Source organism: Vibrio sp. J2-3(2022), assembly GCF_021725735.1.
GTDB lineage: Bacteria > Pseudomonadota > Gammaproteobacteria > Enterobacterales > Vibrionaceae > Vibrio > Vibrio diabolicus.
In genome coordinates this window covers 22316-31214 of the sequence record NZ_JAKKCK010000014.1, presented here as the reverse complement: position 1 = coordinate 31214, position 8899 = coordinate 22316, and the positions used below count along the sequence as shown (strand labels likewise).

Annotated in this window: 5 protein-coding genes; 1 reads left to right on the top strand and 4 read right to left on the bottom strand. The window is 45.2% G+C overall.

Going from position 1 to position 8899, the window contains the following annotated elements; translation table 11 throughout:
- Nucleotides 1–553: 553 nt before the first annotated feature.
- The 4 genes from L3V27_RS23025 to zntR form a co-directional block, all read right to left on the bottom strand.
- Nucleotides 554–2689 (bottom strand): lysine decarboxylase CadA, encoded by a 2136-nt coding sequence (locus L3V27_RS23025; RefSeq protein WP_005481757.1) that lies wholly within the window; start codon nt 2687–2689, stop codon nt 554–556.
- 116 nt (nt 2690–2805) lie between these two features.
- A complete protein-coding gene (gene cadB / locus L3V27_RS23020; protein WP_005397292.1) occupies nt 2806–4149 on the bottom strand; it encodes a cadaverine/lysine antiporter in 1344 nt (447 codons plus the stop codon).
- Between the two features lie 686 nt (nt 4150–4835).
- Nucleotides 4836–6404 carry a lysine decarboxylation/transport transcriptional activator CadC gene (gene cadC, locus L3V27_RS23015; protein WP_237312829.1) on the bottom strand — a complete coding sequence of 523 codons (1569 nt, stop codon included), beginning with the start codon at nt 6402–6404 and terminating at the stop codon, nt 4836–4838.
- A gap of 163 nt (nt 6405–6567) precedes the next feature.
- A complete protein-coding gene (zntR, locus tag L3V27_RS23010; protein WP_005397290.1) occupies nt 6568–6966 on the bottom strand; it encodes a Zn(2+)-responsive transcriptional regulator in 399 nt (132 codons plus the stop codon).
- A 265-nt stretch (nt 6967–7231) separates the two neighbouring features.
- On the opposite strand from zntR, the gene purH reads away from it, so the two are divergent.
- Nucleotides 7232–8824: a bifunctional phosphoribosylaminoimidazolecarboxamide formyltransferase/IMP cyclohydrolase gene (gene purH, locus L3V27_RS23005; protein ID WP_237312828.1), complete on the top strand. Its 1593-nt coding sequence runs from the start codon at nt 7232–7234 to the stop codon at nt 8822–8824.
- Nucleotides 8825–8899: the final 75 nt, after the last annotated feature.

Genomic DNA, 8899 nt, shown 5'->3' with positions numbered 1-8899 from the left:
TTTTCAAATTTCTTTTTCTCTCACTTCCGACTCGCTGTGTGACTTTCGTCTCACTCCGTGTCGGTGGATGCGCAGTATAGGGAGTTGAGAAATTAGTACAAGCGTTTTTTGCAAAAAAACTTTCAACCGAACAAATAGCAATCACTTTGTATGTATACCAAGCGATCTTGGCTATTTTCTCTCATTTAAAAGGATCTTTCCTCAAGAAAAAGGGCGTTTCTACCTGAATTACGATCTTCAAATTTGATGTAATTGAAGCAAATGATATTCGCTCAACGCGCTTTTTCTTTTCTGCCTGCTGTATAAAAGATAAAAAAAGAGCAGAACGATAACGAACTGCTCTTTGGTCTTTGCTTTTTACTTGGGGTACTTCAGGTGAAGTCTTGGAAATTGCTTCTTCTATATAGAAGAAAAGATCAGAGCATCCTTGCCCTTCTCTTTTACGACAGATTAGCTAGGGGTATATCTAAATGTCGTGGTTGTTCGATGACACATTGAGCTCGTAAGAGTGGAGCATGCTTGCATTCCCAATGGCGTCATCTTCGAGAGGAACTTAGTTCTTCAATACTTTTACGGTGTAGCTACCATCTTTTTGTTGGTACAGACCGTGGATGTCGGTTTCGAAACCTGGGTAATGCGCACCGATCTCACAAAGCATCTCTAGGAAGTCCAGTACAGGGCGAGACTCTTGAGTCACCATTTCACCAGGAAGTACTAGTGGCACACCTGGAGGGTAAGGAAGGATCATGTTCGCACTTACGCGACCAACCATTTCTTCCAGTTTGATTTCTTCTACGTTACCGCGAAGCTCTTCTTGCCATGCTGCGTGTGGTGTTACTTTCATTTCTGGAAGTACATCGAACGCTTTGTACATTAGCTCTGGTAGGTTGTATTTCTTAGTTAGGTCGTGAATTGCTTGTGCTAGTTCTTGAACGCGCATGCCTTCATAGAAGCTTGGGTCTTCGTTATATAGCGAAGGAAGGAAGCTCTTGATGGTTAGGTTCAAGTCGTAGCCACGTTTAAATTCAGTCAGACCGCGTAGCAATTGCATTGCTTTTGATTTGTCGATACCGATTGAGAATAGGAACAACAAGTTGTATGGGCCTGTTTTCTCAACCACGATGCCGCGCTCGTCTAGGAATTTAGCCACCAGCGAAGCAGGAATACCTGATTCTTCTAGTTCGCCTTCTTTATTCATCCCAGGAGTCAGTAGCGTTACTTTGATTGGATCAAGATACATGTGGTTGTCATCCATGTTCTTGAAGCCGTGCCATGTGTCGCTAGGGTCTAGTTTCCAACATTCCGTGGTATCGATGTTTTCTGGTTGCCATACATCGAAGAACCAACTGTCGCTTTCTGCTTCTAGGCGTTTGATCTCTTTACGGAAGCGGATTGCGCGATCGATAGAGTCTTGCATCAACTTCTTACCAGTGTTGCCGCGCATCATTGCCGCTGCAGTTTCAGTAGAAGCAACAATGCCGTACTGAGGTGAAGTTGAAGTGTGCATCATGAATGCTTCGTTGAAAGATTCTTTATCAAAGTCACCTTTCACGTGAATCATTGAAGCTTGTGAGAACGCTGCCAACAGTTTGTGTGTTGATTGTGTTTCGTAGAACACTTTGCCTGGCATCGCTTCACCACTCATACCACATTTACCTTCGTAAATTGGGTTGAAGTTAGTGTAAGGCACCCAAGCACTGTCGAAGTGGATGTGTTTACAATCTAGCGACTCTTTGATGAATTGTGTGTTATACAACAGACCATCGTAAGTTGAGTTAGTCACTACTGCGTAACTTGGCGCTGTTGCACCTGGTGTTTTCGCAACTTTCTCTGCGATTACATCGCGGCTGAATTCGCTTTGTGGAATACCACCAAGGATGCCGTATGCGTTACGAGTTGGACGGAAGTAGATTGGTGTCACGTCGCTCATCATCATTAGGTGAGTCAGAGATTTGTGACAGTTACGGTCAATCAGTACTGTGCTGCCCGCAGGTGCTGAGTACATGCCGACGATTTTGTTCGATGTAGACGTACCATTCGTTACGATGTAAGAGCTGTCTGCATTGAAGGTACGTGCGATGTATTCTTCTGCATCTTTATGTGGACCTGAGTGGTCTAGTAGAGAACCTAGTTCAGGCATTGAGATTGATACGTCCGCTTTGAATGTATTTGGACCGTAAAAATCGTAGAAGATGCTACCAGCAGGACTTTTCTGGAATGCAGTACCACCCATGTGACCTGGAGTACAGAAGGTGTATTTACCTTCTTCTACGTATTTGAATAGCGCTTTAGTGAATGGAGGCATGATGGCATCTTTGTATGCCTCAGTCGCTTGGTTGATTTTGATAGCGATGTCGTCAGCCATACCTAAAGCGTACTCGAAGAAGCTCACGTTTAGACGTAGGTCTGTTAGTGAAATATCGAGAGTAGACTGTTCATTAGCAAATGCGTGAACAGGCAGTTTTTCGTTGATTTGGCTAATACGTTCACATAGCTCTAGTGAGTATTTATCCCAGTCGAACAGCACACCGCAAATGCGTGGGTTCATCTCAATCATTTTGATCAAGTCTTTATCATCTACTGGGTAAACCACTTCGTAGCCCGCTTTCTCAAGAGCAGCGTGAAGTTGACGAACTGGCTCTTCTTTAAAGAACACACCCATGTGGTTCAAGATAGCGAAAATATTCATTTGGACATCTCCAAGGCGAATGAAGGCGCTCTCTGCCATTTACAGGCAGTGAGTAAGGTGAGCGCCGAGTGAATTTGTTTTTTATTGGCTGGCACCGAAGTGCCAGCGTTTGGGGATTAGTTGCTTGCTTGAGCAGGCATGTCGTCAGCGTGTAGCTTCATGTACTGAGCTAAGCCGGCTTTTTTGCTGTAGAACATCAAGATAACGAGAGACACGATGAAGGTTGCTGTTAGCGTACCGCCTTCTGCACCAGCAAGGGCAATGAAGCAGAACAGACAAGCTACACCAGAGAACAGCATTACGAAGCCGTTGCGTGTTGTCATACCTTCGAAGCGAATCAAGTTAATGCTTGAGTAGAAGTAAGGCAGCATAGTTAGTAGAACTGCATCAGTCGTTAGCTGGTTGAACAGGTCTGATGCGTGTGCTGTTTTAGAGCTGAAGAACATCAGTACAACCATTAATGCTGTCATCTTGATTGACGCAAGGATTAGACCTTTCTTAGGCACACCGTTTTTGTCAGTTTCGCCGTAGATTTTAGGGAAGTTGCCATCGCTTGCTGCACGTTTACCAGCCTCGCCCACCAGCATCATCCAAGAACCTAGCGAAGTGAAACATGCTAGTGCTGTGAATGCTGATACGAATGGGGCTGTCCAGCTACCGAATAGCTCAGTGGTTGCCAATGCAAATGGCGCACCTGATGCCGCAACTTCAGAAGCAGGGAACATGCCGCTGATCATTTGAGTTGATAGGATATAAATCACACCTGCGATACCAGTACCCAGCATGGTTGCTAGCGGTACAGTACGTTTAGGATTTTCTACCATACCTGTCGATACTGCTGCTGATTCCACACCAACGAATGACCATAGACAGATAAGAACCGCAGTCACAATCGCATGGCTATCCGTACCCGCAGATACGTTCCAGTTTTGGCTGTATAGCGCAGTGTCGAAGTGCGTCCAACCAAACGCCGCTGTACCAACAACAGGAATGAGGATTAGAACAAGACCAAGCGTACATAGACGGCTTACCCAGCTACCACCAAGTAGGTTAACGAAAGTGAAGATCCATACCGATGCAATCGTCGCAATACCTGCTGGGATTGGGTCATTAAGCACAGGGAAGAATACTGAAAGGTAAGAAACACCTGTAATAGCAATAGCTAGGTTACCAATCCAGTTCGCGTGGTAATAAAGCACGCCCGTTTGGAAACCAAAGACAGGTGAAACTTCGCCAGCGTAAGCGATAGGACCACCTTCTTGAGGGTTTTTGGTTGCCAGACGAGCGTAAACAAACGCAAGGCTCAGTGCACCGATCAAACAGATCAACCAACTGAAAATTGAAACAGAGCCTACTGAAGCTAGGCTAGAAGGTAATAGTGCAATACCACTACCCATCATGTTACCGGCGACTACACCCGTACAGGCAATTAGGCCAATTTTTTTCGTATTCGATGACATAACATCTCCAAATCTATTCTACTCAAGTCAACGTGACTCAAACTGAACGGTTATTAGCGAGATGCTATGAAGTAGATACCTGCTCGACCTCGCTAAATTTCGAAGTGAAGACTACGCCCAAAAACTGGGAAAAAAATAAACTTGGCGTTATCAATAAAATGATTAGTTCATCAACATCAAGTTGAGATAAACATGATGAACACAAAAACATAAAACTATATTATTCATATAGTTATAATAAAAACATCAAACCTTCTACCGATAGATAAACTCTCATCAACTCGTTGGTAATCTCGGCAAAAGTTATCAACCTCTATCAACTTCCCCGCCCCGAAGGGTTGATTCCCTGAACCTGTTGATTTCATAAACCTCTCCCTGATCGCGCTTTTTGACCCACATCAATATTCATCTCGCCTGCAAGAAAGCATCAGAATCATTCTCGCCAAATAACCCAGCCAGACACTCCATACAATCAATAGAGATAGAGATAGAGATAGAGATAGAGATAGAGATAGAGATAGAGATAGAGAAGAAAACCGGATATGTCTTCCCGTTGCAAGCTTGCGTTACTGGCTCCTTCGTAAGTCATTACCCCACCGCCCACCCTTTTCACTTTTCGACAGCTACAAAAAAGCCCCTCACCGAAATGAGGGGCTAGTATTAAACTGACGTAGAGTGCGAGAGAATTAAAGCATTCGAACGACAGAAGGGTGAACAGCGCGATACATGGCGTAATCAATCGCCTTCATGTTACTTGGGAAGACCAAGTTTTCGCACAGCAGGTACGTCTCAACCGACGTATCAATATAGAAAGCTTCGCTGTAAGACTCACTGGCCAAATCCAGATCACCATCCAATTCAGCGTGTTTACCACGAATCACATAAGAAAGCACCGAATCACGTAACCTCAAAGCCTGCCCAAGATGCTGCTTGGCTGAGGCCATGTCACCAATAATGGTTTCGTGCAGGGCTAAAGCTTCATAAATTCGCGGTTGAATTGGCCCAACCATCATTTTTACGTTAGTTTCTAGTGCGTCACTCAACTGCTGCACTCGCCCTTTCTTCAACTCCTGTGAAAAATCGAGCACCTTCTGCACGTGGTAAGCAATTAATAACTCTGCCTGAACGTAAGCGTTATCTGGCTCAATTTCTAAAATGTTTTCCATCAAGTTGACGCCTTGGCGAAACTGCTTGGCATCCGAGACATTGAGATAATGGTTAGCTTGAACAAACAGCTCCAAAGCATCTGGGTTAATTGGCATTCCCGCCACCAGCATCGTGGATTTCAGCTTGGCATCCGGTACTTTCAGGACTTGCATCAAGTCTAACGACGCTTGTTGAAGCACTGTCTTTAAATGGCTGCTGGTTAACGCGTATTGACGACTAAACAACACCTTTTCAGATGAGTTATTGCGATATTCCACCTCTAAAAAGCTACCACCATCATTTTCACGAACCCGCACCACAACCGATTTGCCCGGCACAATACCCGAGGTAAACGACGCCTTCTTTAGCATGACTCGGTAATCGCTCACTTGAGCAATGTCGGACATCAACTTTTGGGCAAACCCGTCTGCCAAGTCGTAGCTTAACCCTTCGCTCGTGAAGTTATCTTGAAACTTGAATTCGATAAGGTGAGTATCGATGGCTTGAGTAATACGCACTTCCGATTGCTTGTAGGTAAACACGCCCATCACCACAACCAAGACACTGATCCAGATGAAGTTCATGATCCCCAGGCGCCACGGACTGATTTTATTTTTTTTCTGAGGGGCCTTTTTCTCTTTAGACATCTCACAGACCGCGCGAGTCAAAGGGCCAGCAGGAAAGGTGACGGCAGGTGCGATAGGTAGAGTATCTTCTTCTGATTCTTCAACAATAGGAGGAAGAGTTTCTGAATCACAATGACGACTTGCGAGGAATTCCTCGAGTGTCATTGGGGTCACATTCGCCACCAGCTTGTAACCACGTTTCGGCACTGTAATGACGTAGCTGGTATTTTCTTCCCGACCGTCCCGCAGTAATTTACGCAACTCAAAAATGGACTGAGTCACCACTTGATCGGTCACAATCGCCCCTGCCCAAACGTATTGGATCAATTCCTCACGATTGAACACCTCATTCGCATGCTCCGCTAGGAAATGCAGAAGATTAATTAAGCGTGGCTCAACAGTAACTTCCCTATCTTGTCGATACAGCTTATTTTCATCAACGCTTAAAACCCAGTCATTGATTTGAAAATAGACTCCAACCATGTATGAAAACTCTCGTATCTACAGACAGCGCTACGGCAGGAATCAAATAATGGTCAATTCCTACAGGTAACTAAAGGCGAGATTATAGGTGGGAAAACGGCGTGCACCTAGAAAAGCAAGCCGCCAAAAATGCAAACTTAAGTTAAGTGATGCAGAAATGAGACTACTCAAGTGCTGCAAGGATAGAACAATGAGTAGCATCATCGTCCGTATGACCGCAGCAAGCATCATTGATCTTCTTCAAAGCTCGACGAATTTTCGTTAGCTCGTTAATTTTTCCATCAATCAGCTCTAACTTAGCAGAAGTAATAGCTTTAACCTCTGCACAGCTGTGTTCTGTTGCTTCTAGTTTGATTTCTAGTAGCTCTTTAATCTCATCCAGGCTCAGGCCCAGCTCTTTACCTTTAAGGATGAAGTGTACCTGCTTTTGATTCTCTTCATTATAGAGACGATAACCTGATTCACTTCGACCTGCGGGCTTTATCAGCGCGTTTTTCTCATAAAAACGCAGCGTATCTGCCGTCACACCACAACGTTTTGCCAGTTCACCTATCTGAAACATAACTTTCCCTATTAACTATCTCGTTACTTTTAAAGCTAAAGAACCTCTTTTTCACAATTATTTTTGAGATGCCAAACGATTGCGCGAGCTTTTTTGTAATAAATTGGTTAGAATACGCGCCATCAAATGTGGAGACTGTTTTCTAACCAGAAAACTTCCGGCAAAGGTCTTTACCAAAACTGGCCAATATTTTACCCCAAGAGGTAAAAACAAGTTCATTTTTGGCAAACATCTTTAACTCCGTGAATTTGAGGAAAATGGAAGCATGAATAACGCTCGTCCTATTCGCCGTGCGCTTATCAGCGTATCAGACAAAACAGGTATTGTTGAGTTTGCACAAGCTCTTGCTGAGCGCGGTGTCGATATCCTATCTACTGGTGGTACAGCACGCCTACTTGCCGAACAAGGCATCGCAGTAACAGAAGTCTCTGACTACACAGGTTTCCCAGAAATGATGGACGGCCGCGTTAAAACGCTTCACCCGAAAGTTCACGGTGGTGTGCTTGGTCGTCGTGGTCAAGATGACGACGTGATGGCAAAACATGGCATCAACCCTATCGATATGGTTGTCGTAAACCTATACCCATTCGCAGAAACCGTTGCAAAAGAAGGCTGTACACTAGCTGACGCGGTTGAAAACATCGATATCGGCGGCCCAACGATGGTTCGCTCTGCAGCGAAAAACCACAAAGACGTGACTATCGTTGTGAACGCTCATGATTACGACCGCGTTATCGCTGAAATGGACGAGAACGAGAAATCTCTAACACTAGAGACTCGTTTCGACCTTGCTATCGCAGCATTTGAACACACTGCGGCTTACGATGGCATGATCGCAAACTACTTCGGCACCATGGTTCCATCTTACGGTGAGAACAAAGAAGGTGATGAAGAGTCTAAATTCCCACGTACTTTCAATCAGCAATTCGAGAAGAAGCAAGACATGCGCTACGGTGAGAACAGCCACCAAGCAGCTGCATTCTACGTTGAAGCAAACCCACAAGAAGCATCTGTTTCTACTGCTCGCCAAATCCAAGGTAAAGCCCTCTCTTACAACAACATTGCAGACACTGATGCAGCACTTGAGTGTGTGAAAGAGTTCAACGAACCTGCATGTGTAATCGTAAAACACGCCAACCCATGTGGCGTTGCGCTAGGCAAAGACATCCTCGAAGCGTACAACCGCGCTTACCAAACTGACCCAACGTCAGCGTTCGGCGGCATCATTGCATTCAACCAAGAGTTAGATGCAAAAACGGCTAGCGCTATCGTTGAGCGTCAATTCGTTGAAGTGATTATCGCACCTTCTGTTTCAGCGGAAGCTGTAGAAGTGGTTGCAGCGAAGAAAAACGTTCGCCTACTTGAGTGTGGTGAGTGGGCAACTAAAACAACAGACTTTGACGTTAAACGCGTTAACGGCGGCCTGCTAGTTCAAGACCGTGACCAAGGTATGGTTAGTCTGGATGACCTTAAAGTGGTCTCTAAGCGTCAACCTACAGAAGAAGAGCTAAAAGACGCGCTATTCTGCTGGAAAGTTGCGAAATACGTGAAATCCAATGCGATCGTTTACGCAAAAGGTGACATGACTATCGGCGTAGGCGCAGGCCAGATGAGCCGTGTGTACTCGGCGAAAATCGCAGGTATTAAAGCTGCTGATGAGGGTCTAGAAGTTGCTGGTAGCGTAATGGCATCTGACGCTTTCTTCCCATTCCGCGACGGTATTGATGCCGCAGCAGAAGCTGGCATTAAGTGCGTAATTCAGCCAGGTGGCTCAATGCGTGACGACGAAGTTATCGCAGCAGCAGATGAGCACGGCATGGCGATGATCTTCACGGGTATGCGTCACTTCCGCCACTAATTTCCTCATCGTATTTGGCACTGTGGCATTGTTAACTGCTTTCGCCCACCTCGGTTACGTAGCTGGCTATGTTTC

Coding starts and splice junctions, on each gene's coding strand:
- cadC (WP_237312829.1), bottom strand. CDS start 6,404: ATGGTTGGAGTCTATTTTCAAATCAATGACTGGGTTTTAAGCGTTGAT.
- L3V27_RS23025 (WP_005481757.1), bottom strand. CDS start 2,689: ATGAATATTTTCGCTATCTTGAACCACATGGGTGTGTTCTTTAAAGAA.
- cadB (WP_005397292.1), bottom strand. CDS start 4,149: ATGTCATCGAATACGAAAAAAATTGGCCTAATTGCCTGTACGGGTGTA.
- zntR (WP_005397290.1), bottom strand. CDS start 6,966: ATGTTTCAGATAGGTGAACTGGCAAAACGTTGTGGTGTGACGGCAGAT.
- purH (WP_237312828.1), top strand. CDS start 7,232: ATGAATAACGCTCGTCCTATTCGCCGTGCGCTTATCAGCGTATCAGAC.